This is a genomic window from Klebsiella sp. A-Nf5, from assembly GCF_002810545.1.
Taxonomy (GTDB): domain Bacteria; phylum Pseudomonadota; class Gammaproteobacteria; order Enterobacterales; family Enterobacteriaceae; genus Klebsiella; species Klebsiella variicola.
On sequence record NZ_PIOG01000042.1, the window covers coordinates 1 to 25700 of the forward strand.

General features: G+C 56.2%; 20 protein-coding genes. 13 read left to right on the forward strand and 7 right to left on the reverse strand.

Translation table 11 applies throughout. The annotated features are described in order from the left end of the window. Both gyrA and rcsC read left to right on the forward strand, forming a co-directional pair. On the forward strand, positions 1–2107 hold a 2107-nt coding region (gene gyrA / locus CWM53_RS05360; protein ID WP_100750724.1), incomplete at its 5' end, for a DNA topoisomerase (ATP-hydrolyzing) subunit A. A 131-nt stretch (positions 2108–2238) separates the two neighbouring features. Beyond that, positions 2239–5079 (forward strand): two-component system sensor histidine kinase RcsC, encoded by a 2841-nt coding sequence (rcsC, locus tag CWM53_RS05365; protein ID WP_100730114.1) that lies wholly within the window; start codon positions 2239–2241, stop codon positions 5077–5079. 45 nt (positions 5080–5124) lie between these two features. On the opposite strand, the gene rcsB is transcribed toward rcsC, so the two are convergent. Further along, positions 5125–5775 (reverse strand): response regulator transcription factor RcsB, encoded by a 651-nt coding sequence (rcsB, locus tag CWM53_RS05370; protein ID WP_004201684.1) that lies wholly within the window; start codon positions 5773–5775, stop codon positions 5125–5127. Positions 5776–5790: 15 nt separating this feature from the next. Continuing rightward, positions 5791–8448: a phosphotransferase RcsD gene (gene rcsD, locus CWM53_RS05375; RefSeq protein ID WP_074387966.1), complete on the reverse strand. Its 2658-nt coding sequence runs from the start codon at positions 8446–8448 to the stop codon at positions 5791–5793. Between the two features lie 771 nt (positions 8449–9219). Between rcsD and CWM53_RS05380 the strand changes: the two genes are divergently transcribed. From CWM53_RS05380 to mgtE, 6 genes are all read left to right on the forward strand, one after another. Next, complete coding sequence (locus tag CWM53_RS05380) at positions 9220–10311, forward strand: porin OmpC (protein WP_061153822.1); 1092 nt, start codon at positions 9220–9222, stop codon at positions 10309–10311. 103 nt (positions 10312–10414) lie between these two features. Further along, positions 10415–11467 (forward strand): FAD:protein FMN transferase ApbE, encoded by a 1053-nt coding sequence (gene apbE, locus CWM53_RS05385; RefSeq protein WP_074387967.1) that lies wholly within the window; start codon positions 10415–10417, stop codon positions 11465–11467. A gap of 73 nt (positions 11468–11540) precedes the next feature. Then, positions 11541–12605 (forward strand): bifunctional DNA-binding transcriptional regulator/O6-methylguanine-DNA methyltransferase Ada, encoded by a 1065-nt coding sequence (gene ada, locus CWM53_RS05390; protein ID WP_100730115.1) that lies wholly within the window; start codon positions 11541–11543, stop codon positions 12603–12605. Beyond that, positions 12605–13258 (forward strand): DNA oxidative demethylase AlkB, encoded by a 654-nt coding sequence (gene alkB, locus CWM53_RS05395; RefSeq protein ID WP_074387969.1) that lies wholly within the window; start codon positions 12605–12607, stop codon positions 13256–13258. The genes ada and alkB overlap by 1 nt, the downstream gene beginning before the upstream one ends. Before the next feature lie 74 nt (positions 13259–13332). Further along, complete coding sequence (locus tag CWM53_RS05400) at positions 13333–14976, forward strand: multidrug ABC transporter permease/ATP-binding protein (protein ID WP_074387970.1); 1644 nt, start codon at positions 13333–13335, stop codon at positions 14974–14976. 155 nt (positions 14977–15131) lie between these two features. Continuing rightward, the gene (mgtE, locus tag CWM53_RS05405) at positions 15132–16568 is read left to right on the forward strand and encodes a magnesium transporter (RefSeq protein WP_061153827.1); all 1437 of its coding nucleotides are present in this window, start codon (positions 15132–15134) and stop codon (positions 16566–16568) included. Here mgtE and CWM53_RS05410 read toward each other — a convergent pair. Further along, the gene (locus CWM53_RS05410) at positions 16531–17691 is read right to left on the reverse strand and encodes a SulP family inorganic anion transporter (RefSeq protein WP_074388007.1); all 1161 of its coding nucleotides are present in this window, start codon (positions 17689–17691) and stop codon (positions 16531–16533) included. The two genes, mgtE and CWM53_RS05410, sit on opposite strands and share 38 nt — an antisense overlap. 359 nt (positions 17692–18050) lie before the next feature. On the opposite strand from CWM53_RS05410, the gene mqo reads away from it, so the two are divergent. After that, complete coding sequence (gene mqo, locus CWM53_RS05415) at positions 18051–19685, forward strand: malate dehydrogenase (quinone) (RefSeq protein ID WP_032733376.1); 1635 nt, start codon at positions 18051–18053, stop codon at positions 19683–19685. 65 nt (positions 19686–19750) lie between these two features. On the opposite strand, the gene eco is transcribed toward mqo, so the two are convergent. The 4 genes from eco to CWM53_RS05435 form a co-directional block, all read right to left on the reverse strand. Next, complete coding sequence (eco, locus tag CWM53_RS05420) at positions 19751–20242, reverse strand: serine protease inhibitor ecotin (protein WP_032733375.1); 492 nt, start codon at positions 20240–20242, stop codon at positions 19751–19753. A 153-nt stretch (positions 20243–20395) separates the two neighbouring features. After that, complete coding sequence (locus CWM53_RS05425) at positions 20396–21505, reverse strand: AI-2E family transporter (RefSeq protein ID WP_008803986.1); 1110 nt, start codon at positions 21503–21505, stop codon at positions 20396–20398. A gap of 348 nt (positions 21506–21853) precedes the next feature. Continuing rightward, positions 21854–22042 (reverse strand): hypothetical protein, encoded by a 189-nt coding sequence (locus CWM53_RS05430; protein ID WP_074387972.1) that lies wholly within the window; start codon positions 22040–22042, stop codon positions 21854–21856. 70 nt (positions 22043–22112) lie between these two features. Beyond that, positions 22113–22322, reverse strand: a complete 210-nt coding sequence (locus CWM53_RS05435) for a YdgH/BhsA/McbA-like domain containing protein (protein WP_004102265.1) — start codon at positions 22320–22322, stop codon at positions 22113–22115. 333 nt (positions 22323–22655) lie between these two features. On the opposite strand from CWM53_RS05435, the gene CWM53_RS05440 reads away from it, so the two are divergent. From CWM53_RS05440 to CWM53_RS05455, 4 genes are read left to right on the forward strand one after another with little or no spacing between them, the layout of a single operon-like run. Then, positions 22656–23396 carry an amino acid ABC transporter ATP-binding protein gene (locus CWM53_RS05440; protein WP_008803988.1) on the forward strand — a complete coding sequence of 247 codons (741 nt, stop codon included), beginning with the start codon at positions 22656–22658 and terminating at the stop codon, positions 23394–23396. Positions 23397–23404: 8 nt separating this feature from the next. After that, positions 23405–24103 (forward strand): ABC transporter permease subunit, encoded by a 699-nt coding sequence (locus CWM53_RS05445; RefSeq protein ID WP_061156331.1) that lies wholly within the window; start codon positions 23405–23407, stop codon positions 24101–24103. A 9-nt stretch (positions 24104–24112) separates the two neighbouring features. Further along, positions 24113–24865, forward strand: a complete 753-nt coding sequence (locus CWM53_RS05450) for an amino acid ABC transporter permease (RefSeq protein ID WP_100730116.1) — start codon at positions 24113–24115, stop codon at positions 24863–24865. Next, entirely contained in the window at positions 24855–25697 is an 843-nt protein-coding gene (locus CWM53_RS05455; RefSeq protein WP_100681029.1) for a transporter substrate-binding domain-containing protein, read from the forward strand. Before CWM53_RS05450 ends, CWM53_RS05455 begins: the two co-directional genes overlap by 11 nt. Positions 25698–25700 lie beyond the last annotated feature (3 nt).

Genomic DNA, 25700 nt, shown 5'->3' on the forward strand with positions numbered 1-25700 from the left:
AGGGATGGCCACCAACATACCGCCGCATAACCTGACGGAAGTGATCAACGGCTGTCTGGCGTATGTTGACGATGAAGACATCAGCATTGAAGGGCTGATGGCGCATATTCCAGGCCCTGATTTCCCGACCGCCGCCATTATCAATGGCCGTCGTGGCATTGAAGAGGCCTACCGCACCGGTCGCGGTAAAGTGTACATCCGCGCCCGCGCGGAAGTGGAAGTGGACGCGAAATCCGGCCGCGAAACCATCATCGTGCACGAAATTCCGTATCAGGTGAACAAAGCGCGCCTGATTGAGAAAATCGCCGAGCTGGTGAAAGAAAAACGCGTGGAAGGCATCAGCGCGCTGCGTGACGAGTCTGATAAAGACGGGATGCGCATCGTGATTGAAGTGAAGCGCGATGCGGTAGGGGAAGTGGTGCTCAACAACCTCTATTCCCAGACCCAGCTGCAGGTCTCCTTCGGCATCAACATGGTTGCTCTGCACCATGGTCAGCCGAAGATCATGAACCTGAAGGACATCATCGCCGCGTTTGTACGTCACCGCCGCGAAGTGGTGACCCGCCGTACGATTTTTGAACTGCGCAAAGCACGCGACCGGGCGCATATCCTCGAAGCGTTGGCCGTTGCGCTGGCCAACATCGACCCGATTATCGAACTGATCCGTCGCGCGCCGACTCCGGCAGAAGCGAAAGTGGCGCTGGTTGCCCAGGCGTGGGATCTCGGTAACGTTGCGGCGATGCTGGAGCGCGCCGGTGATGACGCCGCGCGTCCGGAATGGCTGGAGCCAGAGTTCGGCGTGCGCGATGGTAAATACTACCTGACCGAGCAGCAGGCCCAGGCGATTCTGGATCTGCGTCTGCAGAAACTGACCGGCCTTGAGCATGAAAAACTGCTCGACGAATATAAAGAGCTGCTGGAGCAGATCGCGGAACTGCTGCACATTCTCGGCAGCGCCGACCGTCTGATGGAAGTGATTCGCGAAGAGCTGGAGCTGATCCGCGACCAGTTCGGCGACGAACGTCGTACCGAAATCACTGCCAACAGCGCTGATATTAACATCGAAGATCTGATCAACCAGGAAGACGTGGTGGTCACCCTGTCGCATCAGGGCTATGTGAAGTATCAGCCGCTGACCGACTACGAAGCACAGCGTCGTGGCGGCAAAGGCAAGTCAGCAGCGCGCATTAAAGAAGAAGACTTCATTGACCGCCTGCTGGTGGCTAACACCCATGACACCATCCTCTGCTTCTCGAGCCGCGGCCGTCTGTACTGGATGAAGGTCTATCAGCTGCCGGAAGCCAGCCGCGGCGCGCGCGGTCGTCCGATCGTCAACCTGCTGCCGCTGGAAGCCGATGAGCGTATCACCGCCATCCTGCCGGTCCGCGAGTACGAAGAGGGCGTCAACGTCTTTATGGCGACCGCCAGCGGTACCGTGAAGAAAACCGCGCTGACCGAGTTCAGCCGTCCGCGTTCCGCCGGTATCATCGCGGTCAATCTGAACGAAGGCGATGAGCTGATCGGCGTCGATCTGACCTCCGGTCAGGATGAAGTGATGCTGTTCTCCGCGGCCGGTAAGGTTGTGCGCTTCAAAGAAGACGCCGTTCGCGCCATGGGCCGTACCGCCACCGGCGTACGCGGCATCAAGCTGGCGGAAAATGACAGCGTCGTCTCGCTGATTATTCCGCGCGGCGAAGGCGCGATCCTGACGGTGACGCAAAACGGTTACGGTAAACGTACCGCAGCGGCGGAGTATCCGACCAAATCGCGTGCCACTCAGGGCGTTATCTCGATCAAAGTCACCGAGCGTAACGGTTCCGTGGTGGGCGCCGTGCAGGTGGATGACTGCGATCAGATCATGATGATCACCGACGCCGGGACGCTGGTTCGTACCCGCGTTTCCGAGGTGAGCATCGTGGGCCGTAACACCCAGGGCGTGATCCTCATCCGCACCGCGGAAGATGAAAACGTGGTGGGTCTGCAGCGCGTGGCAGAGCCGGTGGACGACGAAGAACTGGATGCCATCGACGGTAGCGTAGCGGAAGGCGATGACGATATCGCCCCGGAAGCGGATACCGATGACGACATCGCCGAAGACGAAGAGTAATCGTCCGCGGTAAATGTTCTGAAAGGGCCGGGTATTCTCCCGGCCCTTTTTGCATTAACATTGCGGCAAAGCTGGTTTACCGCTACTTTAACCCCATTCTGTTGAGTCCCTGACGGCCGAGCATCGCCACATTGAAATATCTTGCCTCGTTTCATACAACCCTGAAGGTTTCACGTTATCTGTTCAGAGCGCTGGCGGTATTGCTGTGGCTGCTGATTGCGTTTGTCTCTGTGTTCTATATCGTTAATGCCCTGCACGAGCGGGAAGCCGAGATCCATCAGGAGCTCAATCTCAATGCCGATCAGGCCCAGCGCTATATTCAGCGTACGGCGGATGTGATTAAAGAGCTGAAGTACGTCGCCGGTAACCGCCTGTCGGCAGGGGATGCGGTAGCGCAAGGGCAAAATAGCGATATAGCAGTGCCCAACTTTGAACCCCTGTACCCTGATTCCGATTGCAGCGCGATGAGCACCACCTGGCGTAATTCGCTGCAATCGCTGGCGTGGTTTATGCGCTACTGGCGGGATAATTTTACCGCTGCTTACGACCTTAACCGCATCTTTCTCATTGGCAGCGATAACCTCTGCATGGCCAACTTTGGCCTGCGGGATGTGCCGATTGAGCGCGATCAGGCGCTGAAAGTCCTGCATCAGCACATTGAGCAATATCGCAACGCGCCGCAAAACGAGCGAGGCAACAACCTGTTCTGGATAAGCCAGGGCGTGCGTCCCGGCGTGGGCTACTTTTATGCCCTGACCCCGGTCTATATGGCCAACCGTCTGCAGGCGATGCTCGGCGTGGAGCAGACCATCCGTATGGAAAGCTTCTTCACGCCGGGCAGTTTGCCGATGAGCGTGACGATTTTTGACGATAACGGCCAGCCGCTGATCTCGCTGGCCGGCGCGGAAGGCAAAATCCAGAGCGAAGCGAAGTGGATGCAGGAGCGGATGTGGTTTGGCTACAGCGCCGGCTTTCGCGAGCTGGTGCTGAAAAAAAGCCTGGCGCCGTCCTCCTTAAGCATCGTCTATTCCGTTTCGGTGGACCAGGTGCTGGAGCGGATCCGCATGCTCATCATCAACGCCATCATTCTCAATATCCTGACCGGGGCAATGCTGTTTGCGCTGGCGCGAATGTATGAGCGGCGCATTTTTATCCCGGCGGAAAATGATGCTCAGCGACTGGAAGAGCATGAACAGTTCAACCGCAAAATCGTGGCCTCCGCCCCGGTGGGGATCTGTATTCTGCGCACCGTCGACGGGACCAATATTCTCAGTAACGAGCTGGCGCACAACTACCTGAACATGCTGACCCATGAGGATCGCCAGCGGCTGACGCAGATTATCTGCGGCCAGCAGGTCAACTTTGTCGATGTGCTGACCAGTAACCATACCAACCTGCAGATTAGCTTTGTCCATTCGCGTTATCGCAATGAAAACGTCGCCATCTGTGTGCTGGTGGACGTTTCCGCCCGCGTGAAAATGGAGGAGTCGCTGCAGGAGATGGCCCAGGCGGCTGAACAGGCCAGCCAGTCGAAATCGATGTTCCTCGCGACCGTCAGCCATGAGCTGCGTACCCCGCTATACGGCATCATCGGTAACCTCGATCTACTGCAGACGAAGGCCCTGCCGAAGGGCGTTGATCGCCTGGTGACGGCGATGAACAACTCTTCCAGCCTGCTGCTGAAAATCATCAGCGATATTCTCGATTTCTCGAAAATCGAGTCTGAGCAGTTGAAGATCGAGCCGCGGGAGTTTTCCCCACGCGAAGTGATGAACCATATTTCTGCCAACTATCTGCCGCTGGTGGTACGCAAGCAGCTGGGTCTGTACTGCTTTATCGAGCCGGATGTCCCGGAGCAGATGTCCGGCGACCCGATGCGCCTGCAGCAGGTGATCTCTAACCTGCTGAGCAATGCGATCAAGTTCACCGACACCGGCTGTATTATCCTGCACGTCCAGTGTGCGGGGGATTATCTGCAGATTAGCGTCCGCGATACCGGGGAGGGGATCCCGGCGAAAGAGGTGTTGCGCCTGTTCGACCCCTTCTTCCAGGTGGGGACCGGCGTGCAGCGAAACTTCCAGGGCACCGGCCTTGGCCTGGCGATCTGTGAAAAGCTGATCAGCATGATGGATGGCGATATCGCCGTGGAAACGGAGCCGGGGATGGGCAGCCGCTTTACCATCCGTATCCCGCTGTATGGCGTGCAGAATACACCGCAGGTGACGGCGGACGGTTTCGCTGGCAAGACCTGCTGGCTGGCAATCCATAATACCTCGCTGGCGATGTTCGTCACGTCGCTGCTCAGCTATCACGGCCTGACGGTACGCCGCCATGCCGGAGAAACGCCGGATGCCGACGATGTCTTGCTGACTGACGATGAAGCGCAGGCGGGTTGGCGGGGAAGTGCGATGGTTATCTTCTGCCGCCGCCATATCGGCATCCCGCAGGAGCGAGCCGCCGGTGAGTGGCTGCACAGCGTGACGACGCCGCATGAACTGCTGCCGCTGCTGGGGCGTATTTTCCACGTCGCCCTCGACAGCGCGGAGAATAGCCGGGCGCTGATGGCGCCGGACGCGCAGATCGGTAATAACGACGACATGATGATCCTCGTGGTCGACGATCACCCGATTAACCGCCGTCTGCTGGCGGATCAACTGGGATCGCTCGGCTATCAGTGCGTGACCGCTAACGACGGGGTCGACGCGCTCAACGTACTTAGCAAACAGCATATCGATATCGTGCTCAGCGACGTCAACATGCCCAATATGGATGGTTATCGTCTGACGCAGCGCATTCGTCAGCTTGGCCTGACGCTGCCGGTGATCGGCGTCACCGCCAATGCCCTGGCGGAAGAGAAGCAGCGCTGTCTGGAATCGGGGATGGACAGCTGTCTGTCCAAGCCGGTGACGCTTGACGTGCTGAAGCAAACGCTGACGGTGTATGCGGCGCGGGTACGTAACGGGCGGGAATAACGGGGAGCTCCGTCTCGCCGGGGCGAGACGGAGAAAGCAAAGGGATTACTCTTTATCCGTCGAGCTCAGCGAGACGGAGGAGAGGTAGTTCAGCAGCGCAATGTCGTTTTCCACGCCCAGCTTCATCATCGCCGACTTCTTCTGGCTACTGATGGTTTTGATGCTGCGGTTGAGCTTTTTGGCGATCTCGGTCACCAGGAAGCCTTCAGCGAACAGACGCAGCACTTCGCTCTCTTTCGGCGACAGGCGTTTATCGCCATAGCCGCTGGCGCTGATTTTTTCCAGCAGACGAGAGACGCTTTCCGGTGTGAATTTCTTCCCTTTCTGCAGCGCGGCCAGCGCTTTTGGCAGGTCGGTTGGCGCACCCTGCTTGAGGACGATCCCTTCGATATCCAGATCCAGCACCGCGCTGAGGATCGCCGGGTTGTTGTTCATGGTCAGAACAATGATCGACAGATCCGGGAAGTGGCGCTTGATGTATTTAATCAGCGTGATCCCGTCGCCGTATTTATCACCGGGCATGGACAGATCGGTGATCAGCACATGGGCGTCCAGCTTCGGAAGATTGTTGATAAGGGCCGTGGAGTCTTCAAACTCGCCAACGACGTTCACCCACTCAATTTGCTCAAGTGACTTACGAATACCGAACAGTACGATCGGATGGTCATCGGCAATAATTACGTTCATAGTGTTCATGTATAAGGCTACCTTCTACAGCAAGCTCTTGACGTAAGCGTCAATGTCGCTGATATATTTTTCTATGCCTTGCGCATCCTTTTCGCGAATCAGATGCTCAAGCGTTTCACATAACTGCTTGCCGGGTATCAGATTAAGCATAGCAAATGCCCCTTTGAGGCGGTGGGCGGTTTGCGCCAGAGCAGCAAAATCACCCGCTTCGATTTCAGTATACAATCTCTGAACATCATCCGGTACCGTATCGGCAAACAGTGCGTAATAGCCGCTGGCATGGAGTTCGGCGTTACTCTCGTTTCCTGAGGTGGCGGGCTGAACCGCCTCCTCCGCCAGCTGCTGCTCAATAAGCTGCAGGATAGCCTCCTGCATCGCCGTGCTAATATTAAAGTTGACCCGCAGTTGTCCCGGGCCGATCTTGCGTATCCCCACCTCATCATCGCTTAAAAGCAAGCCCGAAGCAGTAAGATTAGACGGATTATCCGTTAAATACAGATCGAACGCTTGACTTGTCGCCCGATCGTCCGGCGTGATGCAGGACGCCCCCCAGCTCTCCAGCTGGCGGGTGACAATCCGCCGCACTTCACTGGAGGTCACATCCAGCAGGACGATAACGTCATCCAGCAGATGTTCGCCCGCCTCTGGCGCCTCTTCGCTGGCCGGCATTTTCAGATGCAGGGTATAACGAGTCCCCAGCGACTCCCGCGCTTTGATGGTCAACTGCCCACCCAGTTTGCGCGTCATGCGGTCGCACAGCCAGAAGGTGAGGGCGTTTGCTTTGCCGTACAGATCGCTCTGGGTCGCGTTGAGATACGGGAAGTGCAAATTATCGATCTCGTTTGCCGAGACGCCGTTGCCGGTATCCAGAATGCGGAAGGTCAAACGATCGCTGGCCGACTCGTCCTGGCAAACGTCGAGGGTGATCTTGCCGATAGGCGTGGTGGTGATGGAATACTGGATTAACAGCACCAGTGTGCGTCGCAGGGCTTCACGGTCACCGTAGCGCTGCTCACCGGCAGGGAGCGCGTTATTGATCAGCAGCTGCAGACCCTTGCGCTTCATCGCCGGCAGAACTTCCGGTACAACGTCATCGATCAGTTCCTGAACCGAGAACAGCGCCTGGCTGGTTTTCCAGGTGTCGCTTTCCAGCAGATTAGCAAGCTGAATGTCATCGATCAGTTTGACCAGCTCATCGGCGTGCTGCGCCAGCGTCCGGTTCTCTGTACTGCTGAGCGCCGCCGCCTCTGCCGCCAGAGTCAGGGCGGGCTGCTTCAGGGCGCTGCCAATGTGCTGCATAAAGGCCGCCCGGCCCTGCTGGTTTTTCTCATACAAGCGCTGGGCCTGCTTGAGCTTTTTATTGACCAGCACTTCACGGTCCTGGTCACGGATAATCAGGATCTGCGTGCGCGGCGCGACCTGGCTGCGATACTGGCGGATTTCATACTGCTCGTTGTTGACGGTGGCCTGAATCACCCCCTGATGCTGGTCCGCCATATTGGTGATGTTCTGCAGATTCAGATGCGGGAGCAGGTGGTCGGCAATAGGGTTGCTGATAAGGGTTCGGTTGGCTTCCTGATCGTGGACCAGCAGCCCCAGCGGCAGCAAAGAAACAATCTCTTCATTAATAGCGCGCAGCAGACGCAGTTCGCTGTTGGCGGCGGAAGGGAGCCCGGCGCCAGACGGACTGCTGCGTCCTTTAAAGTGACGAAAGGTGGTAAAACCAAACAGCGCCAGCGCCAGCAGGCCGATGTTGAGCAGCAGCGGCAGAAGAATATTCTGCAGGGCGGCCAGCAGCATGCTGCTCAGCGGTACCGTCCAGAGTAACTGCATACCGGTCGTGCTGATATCAGTGGCGATGTCGATCTGCATGCCGTTAAAAGTGATCCCGATATGGTCGGTGGTCTCTTTGTCAGGATTGGTGGCAAGGTTTTGCGACGGGTCTGGCTCAATACGGAAGCTGTCCAACGCCATGCCCGGCGGGATCAGATCGTTAATCGGCAGGTCGAAAGCGACCACGGTGGCCAGGTGTCCGGGCTGGTTGAAGGTGGTGCGTAACGTAAAGTAGTGCGCATTCTGCCAGGCGAGATGGCGCAGCGGCGAGAAGGTCTCGCGCTCATCAAGGGTATTGGCCTGCAGCAGCATCTCCGCGCGCCGGGATTCCACCACGCTACTGATCGTTGACTCTTTAAAGCTTGAGGAGAGGTCCTTCAACGGCAGGGTTGAGACCAGAATCAGGCTATTGTCCAGACCATTGAGATAGTACATCGACCATGGGATGGTCTCCGCGCCCCACAAAATATCGAGATAATCGGACATTTTCTGCGTCATCTCGAGGGTCGAGCTGTCATGGGAGCCAAAAATCAGCGCTTCGGTTTTACGCCGGGGCTTCTCAAGGTAGTAGACGTCCTGTTTTAAACGCGTCTCCTGCAAGCCACCGCTCGAAGCGTTAGCCGAGGTCGCGGCGATATTGTCGTAAATCTGCCAGGTAGCATAGCGCCAGGTGTCAATGCGCTGGTGCAAGGCGTGGGAGACATCAACCACCTGATAGCTCTTCTCTTTCAGCCAGGCATTGACGGCACTTTGAATCATCACCCCCATCGTCGCCAGCAGGACAATAACCATCAAAATGAAGAAGCGGCTGATGTTGCCGGGGATCAGGGAGAATTTTTTCGGGGTCATCTTGTGGCTGAACGACTCATCATTGTTTGTAAACAGGATGTAGCGCCAGAGTAACTGGCAACAAAGCAGATGCTGCAGGCAGTATAAAGGCTAATGGCGTAAATCCATACTACAGAATGGTGCCAGCGGCGCGATACCCTCCAGGAATTATCTTAGAATCGAAGCGCAAATGAAACCGCGCCATCAACGCTGACCAGTAGCGATATTGACAAAATGTGGGGATAAGAATCGCACGAAATAACAAGACATTGGCTGAATAAGAGCAACTAACAAGCTAATTGATTGATTAATAGTCGTTAGGGAATCTTTGGCTGTAGCACAGATAAATTAAAGTTGTGTAAAGAAGGGTAAAAAAAACCGGATGCGAGGCATCCGGTTGAAATAGGGGTAAACAGACATTCAGAACTGAATGACGGTAATAAATAAAGTTAATGATGATAGCGACTGTTATTTTAGTCACCAATGATAGTTTTGTTTTACCATTCAGTGCTATAGGGTTATTTCTATGTATGTGATTGATTATAAATGGTTAAATATTTTTTTTGATTATTAGTGCGTATTTCCCAGACCATTTTGCGGTGCAAAAAGTTCCGCCAAATTTACAAATTGAAACATCTTGTGGGCATTTTGAAACATCTTAGAAGTTTTAGTATCATATTCTTGTTGGATTATTCTGCATTTTGCAGCACAATGAAATAGCCGACTGATTAGAAGGGTAATCAGTAAGCAGTGGCATAATAAAAGGCATATAACAAACAGAGGGTTAATAACATGAAAGTTAAAGTACTGTCCCTCCTGGTACCGGCTCTGCTGGTAGCAGGCGCAGCAAATGCGGCTGAAATTTATAACAAAGATGGCAACAAATTAGACCTGTACGGTAAAATCGATGGCCTGCACTACTTCTCTGACGACAAGAGCGTAGACGGCGACCAAACCTACATGCGTGTAGGCGTTAAAGGCGAAACTCAGATCAACGACCAGCTGACCGGTTACGGCCAGTGGGAATACAACGTTCAGGCGAACAACACTGAAAGCTCCAGCGATCAGGCATGGACTCGTCTGGCATTCGCCGGTCTGAAATTTGGCGACGCGGGCTCTTTCGACTACGGTCGTAACTACGGCGTGGTATACGACGTAACGTCCTGGACCGACGTTCTGCCGGAATTCGGCGGCGACACCTACGGTTCTGACAACTTCCTGCAGTCCCGTGCTAACGGCGTGGCAACCTACCGTAACTCTGACTTCTTCGGTCTGGTTGACGGCCTGAACTTTGCTCTGCAATACCAGGGTAAAAACGGCAGCGTCAGCGGCGAAGGCGCGACCAACAACGGTCGTGGCGCGCAGAAACAGAACGGCGACGGCTACGGTACTTCTGTAACTTATGACATCTTTGATGGCATCAGCGCTGGTTTCGCGTTCTCTCACTCTAAACGTACCGACGATCAGAACAACCTGGTTCTGGGTAACGGCGACAACGCTGAAACCTACACCGGTGGTCTGAAATACGACGCGAACAACGTTTACCTGGCGACTCAGTACACCCAGACCTACAACGCGACCCGCGCCGGTTCCCTGGGCTTTGCTAACAAAGCACAGAACTTCGAAGTGGTTGCTCAGTACCAGTTCGACTTCGGTCTGCGTCCGTCCGTTGCTTACCTGCAGTCTAAAGGTAAGGATCTGGAAGGCTACGGCGACCAGGACCTCCTGAAATATGTTGATGTTGGCGCGACCTACTACTTCAACAAAAACATGTCCACCTATGTTGACTACAAAATCAACCTGCTGGACGACAACAGCTTCACCCGCAACGCCGGTGTTTCTACCGACGACGTGGTTGCACTGGGCCTGGTTTACCAGTTCTAAGTCGCAAGCTGCACAAGAAAAAGGCGCCTCTGGCGCCTTTTTTTATGTCTGGTTTAACCTCGCTGGTATACTCTTGTCGCCCTGGTAAGAGGAGCCTCGATTAATGGACATGACTTTCTTTCGCGCCGCAATGCTGGGCGTCTGCGTATTGCTCTCTGGCTGCGATTCAGCCACCACCCCTGCGACCCCCACCTCGACGGCCACCGTGCTGGATGGCAAAACGATGGGCACCTTCTGGCGGGTCAGCGTCATTGGCGTGGATGAGGCAAAGGCTCAGGCGTTGCGCGATAAAGTTCAGGCCCAGCTGGACGCCGACGATCGCCTGCTGTCGACCTGGAAAAACGACTCGGCGCTGATGCGTTTCAACCACGCGGCGGATACCCGGCCCTGGCCAGTGAGCGAAGCGATGGCGGACATCGTGACGCTGTCGCTGCGGATTGGCGCCAAAACGCACGGCGCGATGGATATTACCGTGGGGCCGCTGGTCAATCTGTGGGGCTTTGGCCCGGATAAACAGCCGGTCACCACTCCGGATGCGCAGGCGATTGCCGCGGCGAAGGCGCGCACCGGCCTGCAGCATCTGCAGGTTATCAATCAGAGCGGCAGGCAGTTCCTGCAAAAAGATATCCCCGACCTGTTTGTCGATCTCTCCACGGTGGGAGAGGGCTATGCTGCCGATCACCTCGCGCGATTGATGGAGCAGGAGGGGATCTCCCGCTATCTGGTGTCGGTGGGCGGGGCGCTGGTGAGCCGCGGGATGAACGGCGAAGGTAAGCCCTGGCGGGTGGCGATACAGAAACCGACCGACCGGGAAAACGCCGTCCAGGCGATTGTCGACATCAATGGTCACGGCATCAGCACCTCCGGCAGCTATCGTAATTACTATGAACTCGACGGCAAACGTATCTCGCACGTCATCGATCCGCAGACCGGGCAGCCGATAAGCCATAAGCTGGTCTCCGTCACCGTCATTGCGCCAACGGCCCTGGAGGCGGATGGCTGGGATACCGGACTGATGGTGCTCGGGCCGGAAAAAGCGCAGCAGGTGGTGCGCGAGCAGGGGCTGGCGGTCTATATGATCGTCAAAGAGGGCGAGGGGTTTAAAACCTGGATGTCGCCACAGTTCCGCACCTTCCTCGTCGGCGAGAAAAATTAAAAAGCAAGATTGCGGGTTTTTTGCTGCGGGCGTCGCCGCAGACTGAGGATACACTTACAGCAGGAGCCTCGTCATGAAACCGATAGTTGCCGATACCGATGACCGCCGCTGGCAGGCGGTTTGCGAACGTGATACCCGGGCCGATGGTCAGTTTGTCTTCGCGGTACTGACCACCGGCATCTGCTGCCGCCCTTCCTGCCGCTCGCGTCGTGCGCGGCGGGAAAATGTGCGCTTTTTTGCCGACGTCGCCTCCGCCGTGGCGGCGGGGTTCCGCCCCTGCAAACGCTGCCAGCCGGATAAAGACGATCCCCAGCAGCAAAGGGTCGACAAAGTGGCGCAAGCTTGCCGGTTGCTGGAGCAGGACGCGCCCCTGACCCTTGAGGCGCTGGCTCGTGAGCTGGCGGTCAGTCCTTTTCATTTCCACCGTTTGTTTAAATCCGTCACCGGTATGACCCCCAAAGCGTGGCAACAGGCGTGGCGTGCCGGACGCCTGCGGGAAGCGCTGGAGCAGGGGAACACGGTGACCCGCGCCGCGCTGGCAGCCGGTTTTCCCGACAGCAGCAGCTATTATCGTCAGGCCGATGCGGCATTAGGCATGACGGCGAGCCAGTTTCGCCGTGGCGGCGCTGCCACCGTGGTGACCTGGACGACGGGCGACTGCGCGCTGGGTCGCTGTCTGGTGGCGCAAAGTGAGCGCGGCGTCTGCGCGGTTCTGCCGGGCGATAACGATACGGCATTGCTCGACGACCTGCGCCAGCGCTTTCCCAACGCCGAGCTGCGTCAGGGAGACCCTGAGTTCCGTCGTCAGATGGCGGAGATTTTCGCTCACCTCGACGACAGCCGGCGGCCGGTGTCGCTGCCGCTGGATCTGCAGGGCACTGCGTTTCAGCTGCAGGTCTGGCAGGCGCTGCGGCAGATCCCGGCGGGCGAGACCCGCAGCTACCGCCAGGTGGCAGAGTATATTGGTCTGCCACGAGCAGCAAGAGCGGTGGCTGGCGCCTGCGCGGCGAATTCGCTGGCGGTGATCGTTCCCTGCCATCGGGTGGTACGGGAGGGCGGCGCGCTGTCCGGTTATCGCTGGGGAACGGCGCGGAAAGCGCAGCTGCTGGCGCGCGAGGCCCAACACGAGGAGGAATAATGCTCGATCTCTTTAGCGATACGCCACCGTGGCAGGAGCCGCTGGCACCCGGTGCGGTGGTGCTCCGACGCTTCGCCCGCGAGCGCGCCCCGGCGCTGCTGCAGGCGATTGCCGATGTCGCCCGCCAGTCGCCATTTCGCCAGATGGTCACGCCGGGTGGATACACCATGTCAGTCGCCATGACCAACTGCGGTGCGCTGGGCTGGACCACCGATCGCTACGGCTACCTGTACGACCCGGTCGACCCGTTAACCGATCAAACCTGGCCGCCGATGCCTGCCGTATTCCGCGAACTGGCCCTGGCGGCAGCCGCCGCCGGCGGCTATCCGAACTTTTCCCCCGACGCCTGTCTGATTAACCGCTATCAGCCGGGCGCAAAACTGTCGTTGCATCAGGATAAAGATGAACAGGATCTGCAGGCGCCGATCGTCTCGGTCTCGCTGGGTCTGCCGGCCATCTTTCAGTTTGGCGGGTTGCAACGCAGCGACCCGCTGCAGCGGCTGCTGCTGGAGCATGGCGATGTGGTGGTCTGGGGCGGCGAGTCGCGTCTGTTTTATCATGGTATTCAGCCGCTGAAAGCCGGTCATCACCCCGAAACGGGCGACTGTCGTTACAACCTCACTTTTCGGCAGGCGGGCAGTCGCCAGTATTAAAATAAGAATTATTCTTGATGTCATCGGCGAGCCGTTTAAACTGCTGGCTGTTTTGCTTTTCCGGATAGCCTGTTATGGAACTTCTCTCTCTCGTCTGGCGTCAGTATCGCTGGCCGTTTCTCGGCGTGATTGCCCTCAGTCTGCTCAGCGCCGCGCTGGGTATCGGCTTAATCGCCTTCATTAACCTGCGCCTGATTACCGCTGTCGATACCTCGCTGCGGGTCCTGCCGGAGTTTCTTGGCCTGCTGGGGCTGCTGATGGCGGTGACGCTGGGCTCCCAGCTGGCGCTGACCACCCTCGGCCACCATTTTGTTTATCGTCTGCGCGGCGAATTTGTTAAACGCATCCTCGATACTCAGATTGAACAGGTGGAGAAGATCGGCAGCGCGTCGCTGCTTGCCGGGCTGACCAGCGATATCCGTAACATCACCATCGCCTTTGTGCGCCTGCCGGAGCTGGTGCAGGGGATCATTCTGACCTTCGGCTCTGCCGGCTATCTGGCCTGGCTGTCAGGAAAAATGATGCTGGTGACGGCGTTGTGGATGGCGCTCACCATCTGGGGCGGTTTTGTGCTGGTGTCGAGGGTGTACAAACATATGGCCAGCCTGCGCGAAACGGAAGATAAACTGTATCACGACTACCAGACGGTGCTGGAGGGGCGCAAAGAGCTGACCCTCAACCGCGAGCGCGCGGAGTATGTGTTTAATCAGCTCTACCTCCCGGATGCCCGGGAGTATCGGCACCATATCGTTCGCGCCGATACCTTCCATCTCAGCGCGGTTAACTGGTCGAATATTATGATGCTTGGCGCCATCGGGCTGGTGTTCTGGATGGCCAACAGCCTCGGCTGGGCCGATACCGCCGTGGCGGCGACCTATTCCCTGACGCTGCTGTTTCTACGCACGCCGCTGCTCTCCGCCGTCGGCGCGCTGCCCACCTTGCTCAGCGCCCAGGTGGCGTTTAACAAGCTGCGCCAGTTCTCTCTCGCCCCATATCAAGCCGAATTTCCCCGGCCGCAGGCGCATCCTGACTGGCAAACGCTGGAAATGCGCGATGTCACTTTCCATTATCCGGACCAGCGCTTTGCGGTAGGGCCGCTTAACCTGACGCTGAAACGCGGCGAGCTGGTGTTTCTGATCGGCGGCAACGGCAGCGGCAAGTCAACTTTGGCGATGCTCCTGACCGGCCTGTATCAGCCGGTTTCCGGTCAGATCCTCGTGGACGGCCAGCCGCTGGCGGCGGAGAGGCCAGAGGAGTACCGCAAACTGTTCTCCGCGGTGTTTACCGATGTCTGGCTGTTTGACCGTCTGCTCGGGCCGCAGGGCGAGGAGGCCGATCCGGCGCTGGTGGCAACGTGGCTGGAGCGTTTGCAAATGGCCCACAAGCTGCAGCTGGAGAACGGGAAAATCGCCGACCTCCGGCTGTCGAAAGGGCAGAAGAAGCGCGTGGCGCTCCTGCTGGCGCTGGCCGAGTCCCGGGACATCATTCTGCTGGATGAATGGGCGGCGGATCAGGACCCGCATTTCCGCCGCGAGTTCTACCAGGTGCTGCTACCGCTGATGCAGCAGATGGGGAAAACCGTGTTCGCCATCAGCCATGACGATCACTACTTCCAGCACGCCGACCGCCTGCTGGAGATGCGTGCCGGCCAGCTGTCCGAACTCACCGGGGAGGAGCGGGCGCAGGCTTCCCGCGATGCGGTGGCCCGTACGGCCTGATGCTCGCCGCGAGCCCGGGGGAAACCCCGGGCGCCGCGCCGCTGAAATTTTCAGCGACTACATTGCTGACAGTTATTATTTCCCCCTCCCCGCGCTATGCTTAAGGCTTCCGGCCCACAGGCCGGCTCACTATTCTCAAAAGGATTGCCCGATCGATGTCCGTTTTGCATAAAAAAAGCGCCCGCTTGCGTGACGAAGAGCGCGCTCGTCTGATTTGGCTCTTGAGCACCGATAAAGCGGTGACCTCCGCGCTGCTGGGCAAACTGACGCTGGCCGAACGTTACGATGAAGGCACGCTGGCCGATGACCTGGCCGAAGTCGAGATCCTGGTCTCGCATCTGCCGCCGCCGGATCTCGCCGATGCGCTGGAAGCGCTCCCCTATGACGCCCGCACCGCGCTGTGGTGCCTGGTGCCTGACGATAAACGTGGCGAAGTGCTGCTGGAAGCCTCAGAAAACGTCTGGGGCGACCTCATCGACAAGATGAGCGACCCCGAGCTGCTGCAGGCGATGCAGCCGCTGGATATCGATGAACAGGTTTACCTGCTGCAGCATCTGCCGCGCAACCTGACCGGACGGCTGCTGGCGACCCTGCCGGCCGAGAAGCGCGCCCGTATTCGCCAGATTATGCGCTACGCCGACAACAGCGTCGGGGCGATCATGGAGTTTGAGGTCATTACGGTGCGACCGGAGGCCACGCTGGCGGCGGTGCAGCGCTATCTGCGGCGTCTGGGTAAAATGCCGGAAAACACCGATAAGCTGTTCGTCACCACCCGTAACAAGCTGCTGCTCGGCGAGCTGGAGCTGCAGACCATTCTGCTCAACGATGCGCAGAAGCGGGTAGGGGAGGTGATGGAGGGCGATCCGGTCACCTTTCAGCCGCACGAAGAGGCCGAGAAGGTGGCGCGCACCTTTGAACGTGATGACTTACTCAGCGCCGCCGTCATTGATGCCGACGGCAAGCTGATCGGGCGACTGACCATCGATGAGATCGTCGATGTGGTTTATGAAGAAACCGATAACGATCTGCGCCGGATGGGGGGCCTGAGCGATGAAGAGGATGTCTTTGCCCCGGTCAGTAAAGCGGTTAAAACCCGCTGGGCGTGGCTGGCGGTCAACCTGTGTACGGCATTTATCGCGTCCAGGGTCATCGATGGCTTCGAACACACCATTTCACAGCTGGTGGCGCTGGCCTCGCTGATGCCGATCGTCGCCGGGATCGGCGGCAATACCGGCAATCAGACGATCACCATGATCGTCCGGGCGATGGCGCTGCAGCAGATCCAGCCCGGCAGCTTTACCTTCCTGATCCTGCGTGAAATGGGGGTCGCCCTGATTAACGGCCTGGTATGGGGCGGGATTATGGGGGCTATTACCTGGTGGCTGTATGACGATCCGCAGCTCGGTGGGGTGATGACGCTGGCCATGATGCTCAACCTGCTGATGGCGGCGATGATGGGCGTGATAATCCCGATGGTGATGGTCAAGCTGGGGCGCGACCCGGCGGTCGGCTCCAGCGTGATGATCACTGCGATCACCGACACCGGCGGCTTCTTTATTTTCCTTGGTCTGGCGACGCTGTTTCTGATGTAGCCTGCGCCTTCGTGCGCAGGCGGCGGGGGATGAGCGCCATGGCGACGATCCCCGCCAGCACGCCGATCGCCAGATTGCTGGTTCCCACCGTCGCGGCGACGGTCACCAGCATCACCAGCGTTTCCGGCCACGGATTACGCGCCAGTTCGCTCGGGCGAATGCTGTGCCAGCTAAAGGTTTTCACCGCCACAATCACCATCACCCCAGCCAGCACCGCCATCGGGATCTGCGCCATCACCTGGCTGAGCGCCGTTACCAGCAGGAGCAGCACCAGACCGGCGATCACCGTTGAGAGACGGCTGCGGGCTTTGCCCATCTCCACGTTAACGATGGTCTGGCCGATCATCGCGCAGCCGGCTATACCGCCATAACAACCGGCAAGGATATTGGCGATACCCAGCCCGGCGCTCTCCCGCGATTTATTCGACGGCGTATGGGTGAGATCATCCACCAGCTTAGCCGTCAGCAGGGACTCCATCAGGCCGACAAAGGCGATGCTGAGGGCGCAGGGCCAGATAATCTGCAGTGTCGCCAGGTTCAGGGGGACGGTCAGGGCGGTGAATCCTGGCAGGCCGCCGCTCATCGAGCCTTCATCGCCGACGGTGGGCAACTGCTGGCCGGTGGTGACGGTATAGAGAGTGAGCACAACAATGGCGATCAGTGGCGCCGGGACAGCCTTAATGAAGCGCGGCGCCCACAGGACGATAAGCAGCGTCAGGACGAACAGGCCGACGATCAGCGGTTGGCGACTCCAGAAATGCGGTACCTGAGCAAAGAAAATCAGTATCCCAAGGGCATTGACGAATCCGGTCATCACCGCCGGGGGAATAAAACGCATCAGGCGCGCCATGCCGCACAGGCCAAACAAAATTTGAATCATACCCGCCAGAATGACCGCCGGCAGAATGTAGCCCACGCCGTACTGATGCACCATCGGGCCAATCACCAGCGCTACCGACCCGGCAGCAGCCGTCACCATTGCCGGGCGCCCGCCGAGCACCGACATCGCCAGGCAAAGCACCACCGAGGCAACCAGGCTGACCTGCGGGTCAACGCCGGCAATGACCGAAAACGAAATGACTTCAGGAATCAACGCCAGGGCGGTAAGCACGCCGGCCAGCACTTCGCGCGTCAGCAGCGACGGGGAGCGGAGGATCGGACGCAAAGTGCCGGAAGCGGAGGAGTCAGGAACAGGCGGCATAAAAAAAGTTCGCAGGTTATAAAAAAAGGAGGAGCGGTGTCAGGCCCGGCTTCCGTGCGGTCTGTCACAAAACCGAGGATGATAGCGCGGAATCCGCAAGGCTACCAGTATGAAAAGTGATTTTATGTATACATTTATTAAACATTTTTATAACGGATCTCAAAACGGAACTTAAAATTTAAACAATATTTAAATTTTTTAGCTTAGGTGGTAACGTGAGTGGTGAGAATCGTATCACCTGCGCTAAATAAAAACAGCGAGTAAAGTAAGGCTCAAATCCGATGAATAAAAAGATGGCCGTACCACGCTCACAGGCGGTTGGTCCCAACAGCACTCGGACCAACACCCGCCATGAGCAAGAGACGGATGTATTGTTGATTGGCGGCGGCATTATGAGCGCCACACTGGGAACCTGGCTGCAGGAGCTTGAGCCAGACTGGTCTATTACCATGGTTGAGCAAATGTCCAGCGTGGCAGAAGAGAGCTCAAACGGGTGGAACAATGCGGGTACCGGCCACGCGGCGCTGATGGAGCTGAACTACACGCCGCAGACCGCCAACGGCATTAATATCGACAAAGCGGTCGACATCAACGAAGCCTTCCATATCTCGCGTCAGTTCTGGGCGCATCAGGTGACGCGCGGCGTCCTGAACAAACCAAAATCTTTCATTAACAGCGTGCCGCACATGAGCTTTGTGTGGGGCGAAGATAACGTCAACTTCCTGCGCGCGCGCTATGCGGCGCTGCAGCAGAGCGAACTGTTCCGCGGTATTCGCTATTCTGAAGACCATCAGCAGATCAAAGCCTGGGCACCGCTGGTGATGGAAGGCCGCGATCCGCAGCAAAAGGTGGCCGCCACCCGTACTGAAGTGGGAACTGACGTCAACTATGGCGAAATTACCCGCCAGCTGATCGCCGGCCTGCAAAAGCATGATAATTTCTCCCTGCAGCTGGGTACCGTGGTACGTCGCTTCAAGCGCAACGCCGACAAGAGCTGGACGGTCACTCTCGCGGATGCCGACAACCGTCGTCAGAAGCGGGTCATTAAAGCGAAATTCATCTTTATCGGCGCCGGCGGCGCGGCGCTGACGCTGCTGCAGGAAACCGGCATTCCACAGGCCAAAGAGTATGCGGGCTTCCCGGTCGGCGGCCAGTTCCTGGTCTGCGAAAATCCGGAGGTGGTGAACCACCATCTGGCGAAGGTTTACGGCCAGGCCGAAGTAGGTGCGCCGCCGATGTCGGTGCCGCACATCGATACCCGTATTATCGACGGTAAACGCGTGGTGCTGTTCGGGCCGTTCGCCACCTTCTCGACCCGCTTCCTGAAGAACGGTTCATTGTGGGATCTGCTGGCCTCGACGAATACCTCGAATATTCTGCCGATGCTCAATGTCGGTCTGGACAACTTCGATCTGGTGAAATATCTGATTAGCCAGGTGATGCAGAAAGATAAAGATCGTCTGGCCGCGCTGTGCGAGTACTATCCGGAAGCGCGGAAAGAGGACTGGCGGTTGTGGCAGGCCGGTCAGCGCGTGCAGATTATCAAGCGCGATGCGAAGAAGGGCGGGGTACTGCGCCTCGGCACCGAAGTGGTCAGCGATGACGAAGGCACCGTCGCGGCGCTGCTCGGCGCGTCGCCAGGGGCCTCCACGGCGGCGCCTATCATGCTGCAGCTGATGGAAAAAGTGTTTAAAGATAAAGTCAATTCGCCGGAATGGCAGGCCAGGCTGAAGGCCATCATCCCGACCTACGGTATTCGCCTTGATGGCAACCCGGCGGAGATTGAGAAAGCGCTGGCGTGGACCAGTGAAGTGCTGGAGCTGAAATATGAGCCAGCTGCGGCGGCGGATGAAGCCCCGCAGGCGGAGCTGAAGCCGCTGAGCGGTGGTAAGCCGATGGCGGATATCGCGCTCTGACAAACGCGCTGACAAAAACGGCAGCCTGCGGGCTGCCGTTTTTTTTGTCGGTTTGACGATTCGCCTTAGCGGACGACGGCGTTACCGATGGTTTCGTCGGCGCGCCAGATGCGATATTTCACATCGACATTGGTCGGCGCGTACACGACGATCGGCAATTTGCTGTTGTAGCGCAGCATGGCATCATCGCCGAGGCCGGCAGTGACAAATTTCTTCTCTTTCTTGCCGTCCGGGCAGGCCATCATGGTGGAGACCGGGCCGCTCAGCTTATCAAAGACATAGTAGTCATAGCCCCAGCCTTCCAGGGTTTTGCTTTCCAGCTTCCCGCCTAAACGATGGTGGTTGCAGTCAACTTCCAGCGTCTGGCCGATTATCAGCTCAACCTTCAGCGCTGACTCATCCTGCTGCTGCGGCAGCTGAATAACCTGACGCTTCATGCCTTTTTCCGCTTTCGGGAACGGCGCGACTTTCTCCAGCGGCTGGTCTGCGGCCAGGGCGCCAGCGGACATGCAGGCGGCGGTCAGCAGAGAAACAGCTAGCGTAGTGATTTTTTTCACGGTTGATCATCCTTTATTTTCGTTCCTGACAGATACAGCCTATCATTGCTTTGCTGAATGTTAAGTTTTATTTACTAATTTTTTCAAAATTAATGGTGTTATGTACTGGCGTGATTCCATCACGCACCTTGCGCCCGACGCCGGCCGATGAAGCTATTCGTTGCGGCTATTTTTCGCTTCCTCAATGAATTCTTCATCTAATTCATCAGTGTTACCGGCATGCTCTCGTCCCGACAGCAGGTTCCAGCAAGCGATAAACAAGGCGGCAATCAGCGGCCCGATAACGAATCCGTTGATACCGTAGATCTCCATGCCGCCCAGAGTGGCGATAAGGATCAGGTAGTCCGGCATTTTGGTATCTTTGCCCACCAGCAGCGGACGCAGAATGTTATCCACCAGGCCAATCACAATCACAAAGAAGCCGACGATAAAGGCGCCCTGCCACAGCTGCCCGGTGGCGAAGAGGTAAATCGCCGCCGGCACCCAGATAATGGCCGAGCCTACCGCCGGGATAAGCGACAGGAACGCCATCAGCGCTCCCCACAGAATACTGCCGTCCAGACCGGCAACCCAGAAGGCAAAGCCGCCCAGCGCCCCCTGCGCCAGCGCAACAGCCACAGTGCCTTTTACCGTGGCGCGGGCGACCGCGGCGAATTTAGCGAACAGGTGCTGCTTCACGTAGCTCGATAACGGCAGGGATTCGAGGGTCAACAGCACCAGGTAAGGCCCATCCTTCAGCAGGAAAAACAGCAGGTACAGCATAATGCCGAAGCTGACGGTAAAGCCAAAGGTGCCTTTACCAATCAGAAACGCGCTGCCGGCCAGATACTGGCCGCTTTTCAGCGCAACATCGGAGAGCTGCTGCTGGATCTGCTGCGCGCTATCGAGGTTGTGCTCGGCAAGGAAACTTCTCGCCCAGCCGGGGAGGTGGGCAAACAGACTGGCGACCACCGTCGGGAACTGAGTGTCGTTATGCTGAAGTTTGCTATACACCACGTTCAGCTCGTAGGCCAGCGACGAGAGGATGATCGCCAGCGGCGTAAAAACGATAAGGCAGATAATGACGATGGTCAGCAGCGCCGCGAGGCCATTGCGCTCGCCGAGGCGGGTACGAATCTTGTTTTTGACCGGATTAAAAATCACCGCAAGGATCGCGGCCCAGAGGATGGCGGAATAATAGGGTGAGAGAACATCAAAAAAGGCCAGGGTTACAATAAAGACGATAAGGATGAAAAATCCTTTGGTAAGTCCATTAACTCTCATGTCATCCGCTCCTGCTTATGAGTCATACAGTCGAATGATAGATGCTACGACGTAATTTACCATCTGGATAGTCGTACTCTATAACAGAGGGGAAAAAGTGGATAAAAGCCCTGGCAGAAAACCCTGCGGACGCTATTGAGTAAAACAGACAACTTCTGCTTTCAATGCCTGTCCGGTACGCATGATGAAAGCAGTGTTATCTGCAAAATGTGCTGTCAGGAAGCAACGAGGTGTAGAAGCGCAGTATATCGATACGGCAAAAGCGGAAGTTATGGCGGATAATCCATGGTCAAACGGGCAGAAAAAAAGCGCGCAGCGGATATTTCCACGCGCGCCTTATGCAGTGTCTTACTGAAGATTGCCTGCGGTCAGGCTCTCTTTATCAAAGGCATGGCTGACATCAATATGATTCTGATGCATCGATGTATCGATATTTGAACCCGCCTCCGGATGCGTCTGGCTCTTCTCTGCGGCTATCACGCCGGACGAAAGTGTAGCGGCCAACAGCAGTGCGGTGACTACGCCGATATTTTTCATGTTCTGTTCCTTATTTCATCGTGTTGTCGCTGTCGCCTGTTTCTTCCGGCGGCCCGGCAATATGGCGATTTTATTTCGTCAGCTCAGCGGTCATATGTACGCGGTTATTGAATTGAGCGCTGGTGATTTTGTAAGACGCGCCTTGCTCTGCGGCCTGCGCGGCAATTTTGGCTTCTGCACGGTCCAGGGTGGAAGCGCTGGCGCTGATGCTCTGAGCAAAAGTACCGAAAGAGATCATAGAGAGTGCGGCAACTGCAACGAAAGTTTTGATGGATTTCATGGTCGTATTCCTGAAGTGTTTTGTCAGTGTTGGAGCGTTGTTGCCCCGATGTGATAAATGATAGGCTGACGGTCGGATGATTAAAATCGAAACAATTTGCTCTCATTGTTCAGTAAATTTGAATAATTATTGTCAAGTATCGCCATCCAGTTTTGTTAAGAAAGTTAAATTACAATTCAGCCTCATTGTCATAACAAATATATAAAAAGTTATTTTTTAACTTTCGATAGATGATTTTCTTGTTTGCTATCATCTGAACTGCAGCAATATAGTTTTTAGGCAGCAATAAGCGCCGGCGTGCGGCAAATAAAAATTATCCACGAATATTTCATTATGATAACTATTAATAAGATCAGTAAAAGCTTCTCCGGTGAAAGAGTGCTAAAAGAGGTCTCGCTCAGTATTCATTCCGGCGAGATTATTTGCATTATTGGCCCCAGCGGCTCAGGGAAAACTACGCTATTACGTACGCTTAATTTCCTGGAGCCTGCCGATAGCGGGCAAATAAGAATAGATGATGTGGCGCTGGATTGCGCAAAAGCGGGCAAAAAGGAGATTGAAAAGCTACGGGCAAAAACCGCCATGGTTTTTCAATCGTGGAATCTCTTTCATAATCTGACCGCACTGCAGAATATTACCGAAGGCCTGATTTACGCTCAAAAGCGCCCGCGTCAGGAGGCGCAGGATATTGCTGAACAACTCTTAAAGCAGGTGGGGTTATTGCATAAAAAAGACAGCTATCCGCACAGTCTCTCCGGCGGCCAAAAGCAGCGTATCGGGATTGCGCGGGCGCTGGCAATTAACCCCGCCGTTCTGCTGCTGGATGAGCCGACTTCCGCGCTGGATCCGGAAAAAGTTGGTGAAGTGCTGGAGCTTATTCAGACGATTGCCGCTGCGGGTCAGACGATGATTATCGTGACCCATGAAATGGCGTTCGCCCGCCAGGTCGCTTCCCGGGTGGTATTTATGGAAAACGGCGAAATCGTTGAGCAGGGCCCGGCGGAACAGATATTTGGCGCAGCACAGCAGGGGCGAACCCGGGCGTTTCTGGCGCAACTGCACTATCATGCCTGAGGCTAATGATGAACAATAACCCGCTCTTTAACTGGCAGGATATCGCCGGAATATTGCCGAAACTGCTGGAAAATTTACCCGTGACCCTCGGGATAACGCTGGCCTCGCTGCTGCTTGGTTTGACGATCGCGCTGCTGATTGTGCTGCTGCAGTTTAGTCGCTTTAAGCCGCTCAGCGCGGTGGCAAACGGGTATACCGACATTCTGCGTGGCGCCCCCCTGGCGCTGCTGATCCTGCTGTTTTTCTTCGGCGGAAAATTAATTTTGACTGCGCTGGCGCTGCCGCCGCTATGGATTAGCGATACCACCTTTGCGGTGTTGTCTATTTCGGTCAGCATCAGTCCCTATTTTGCGGAAATGATGCGTTCAGCGTGGCGTGCGGTGGATATCGGCCAGAAAGAGGCCATTATCAGCTTGAATATTCCCTGGCATAAGGGAATGCTGCGGATTATTTTTCCCCAGGGGCTCATTATTGCCATTCCCGTTTTTGGTAATCTTTTAATTAACCTCGTGAAGATGACCTCACTGGTCAATATTATTGGTATTGTAGATATTTTTGGTCGTGCACAAAAGATTTCGCAAAATAGCTATGGGTCTAAACAGGTCGCGGCATTTATTAGTGTTATTATCGTTTACTGGGTGCTGAATAGTATTATTCTCTATTTTACCACTCGTATTGAAAAGAAGTATCAGTTCCTGCTGGAGTGATAGATTAACATGTTTAGCCTGGCATTCATTCGGGACAATTTTACGTTTATTTTAAGCGCGCTGCCGGTCACCTTGGTGATAACGTTATTGTCCTTACTCTTTTCCACTCTGCTGGGCGCGGCGCTGGCGTGGGTGATTATTCGTCAGGTTCCCGGCGTTCAATGGGGGGCGAAGGTATTTCTCTCCTTTAGCCGTTCGGTCCCGGTACTGGTGATGCTGTATTTCTTTTTTTACGTCTGGCCGTGGATAGCCGCCGGGCTGTTTGGCGGCGCGCAGGACAATATGTACCACTATAAACTCTCGCCACTGGTAGCGGCGGTCACCGCGCTATCGCTGATTTTCAGCGCGTATTTCGCCGAAACCTTTCGCGCAGGCTGGAACGCGGTTGATAAGGGGCAGCGCGAGGCCGCATGGTCAATTGGGCTAAGCGGGTTCACGCAGTTCCGACGCATTATTTTTCCGCAGGCGGCAGTATCCGCACTGCCGAACTTCACCAGCGTGCTGATCGATCTGATTAAAGACACCTCGCTGGTTTACACCATCACCGTTATTGATCTGATGGCGAAAGCCAATATCGCCGCCGCGCGCGGGTTTCATTTTGTCGAAGCCTATTGCGTCGTGTTGGTGATTTATATCGTGCTGTGCCTGGCAATTGCCAGAGCATTGCGCAGTGTAGAACGGTTTCTGCGCGCCCGCTGGCAAGGAAACGTAAAAAAGAGTGTTCCACGGTTATCATTTTGGGGAAGGTATTTTGAAAAATAAAATTTTACTGGTGAGTGCGCTGGCGTTGGCAATGGGAATTAACGCCGCGCAGGCGGTTGAAAAAAGTCCGAACGCGAAGACGATTGAGGTTGTCGTTAACGCTAACGGTTTTCCCTTTAGCTTTGTTGACGATAACAACAATATTACCGGCTACGATGGCGATCTGTTAAAGGTGCTGGACCAGCGGTTAACCGACTATACGTTTCATTTTAATGCGGTCTCGCGCGACGCGATGATCGTCGGCCTGTCGACCGGCGCGTATACCCTTGCGGCGGATCACTTTTATCTCACCAAAGAGCGGGCGGAAAAATACGACCACTCCGGTGAGCCGACCGGGATCAGCGATTTACGCCTGATTGTACGTAACGATGAGAACGATATTCATAACCTTGGCGATCTCGCCAGCGGTAAGAAAAAACTGGTGCCGATTCATACCTCCGACGCCCGTTATACGGTGATTGAAAACTACAACAAAAAACATCCGGGCCAACAAATTAACCTGCAGCCCAACGGCGAGCAGTCCGCCGCCGATATCTTTAAAGCGGTCGCATCCGGGGAATACGATGCGGCGATTTATCCCATTGGCGCACTGCTGGCGTTAAATAAGGCGCTAAATCTCAATCTGAAAGCTTCGGATTCCGTCGGCCTGTTTCCTAACGTCTATTTGTATAAAAAAAATACCGACCCGCAGTTGATCAAAGCGATTGATGCGCAGTTGGTTGCCCTGAAAAAAGACGGCACGCTAGCTGAGCTCTCACGGAAATGGTACGCCGAAGATGTGTATGCCCTGCCGGGCGCCAGCGACGTCAAAGTGAATACCGACTGGGAATAAACG

Coding starts and splice junctions, on each gene's coding strand:
- CWM53_RS05445 (WP_061156331.1), top strand. CDS start 23,405: ATGAACAATAACCCGCTCTTTAACTGGCAGGATATCGCCGGAATATTG.
- apbE (WP_074387967.1), top strand. CDS start 10,415: ATGGACATGACTTTCTTTCGCGCCGCAATGCTGGGCGTCTGCGTATTG.
- rcsB (WP_004201684.1), bottom strand. CDS start 5,775: ATGAACACTATGAACGTAATTATTGCCGATGACCATCCGATCGTACTG.
- alkB (WP_074387969.1), top strand. CDS start 12,605: ATGCTCGATCTCTTTAGCGATACGCCACCGTGGCAGGAGCCGCTGGCA.
- ada (WP_100730115.1), top strand. CDS start 11,541: ATGAAACCGATAGTTGCCGATACCGATGACCGCCGCTGGCAGGCGGTT.
- rcsD (WP_074387966.1), bottom strand. CDS start 8,448: ATGACCCCGAAAAAATTCTCCCTGATCCCCGGCAACATCAGCCGCTTC.
- CWM53_RS05440 (WP_008803988.1), top strand. CDS start 22,656: ATGATAACTATTAATAAGATCAGTAAAAGCTTCTCCGGTGAAAGAGTG.
- mgtE (WP_061153827.1), top strand. CDS start 15,132: ATGTCCGTTTTGCATAAAAAAAGCGCCCGCTTGCGTGACGAAGAGCGC.
- CWM53_RS05435 (WP_004102265.1), bottom strand. CDS start 22,322: ATGAAATCCATCAAAACTTTCGTTGCAGTTGCCGCACTCTCTATGATC.
- CWM53_RS05450 (WP_100730116.1), top strand. CDS start 24,113: ATGTTTAGCCTGGCATTCATTCGGGACAATTTTACGTTTATTTTAAGC.
- CWM53_RS05400 (WP_074387970.1), top strand. CDS start 13,333: ATGGAACTTCTCTCTCTCGTCTGGCGTCAGTATCGCTGGCCGTTTCTC.
- mqo (WP_032733376.1), top strand. CDS start 18,051: ATGAATAAAAAGATGGCCGTACCACGCTCACAGGCGGTTGGTCCCAAC.
- CWM53_RS05430 (WP_074387972.1), bottom strand. CDS start 22,042: ATGAAAAATATCGGCGTAGTCACCGCACTGCTGTTGGCCGCTACACTT.
- CWM53_RS05425 (WP_008803986.1), bottom strand. CDS start 21,505: ATGAGAGTTAATGGACTTACCAAAGGATTTTTCATCCTTATCGTCTTT.
- CWM53_RS05380 (WP_061153822.1), top strand. CDS start 9,220: ATGAAAGTTAAAGTACTGTCCCTCCTGGTACCGGCTCTGCTGGTAGCA.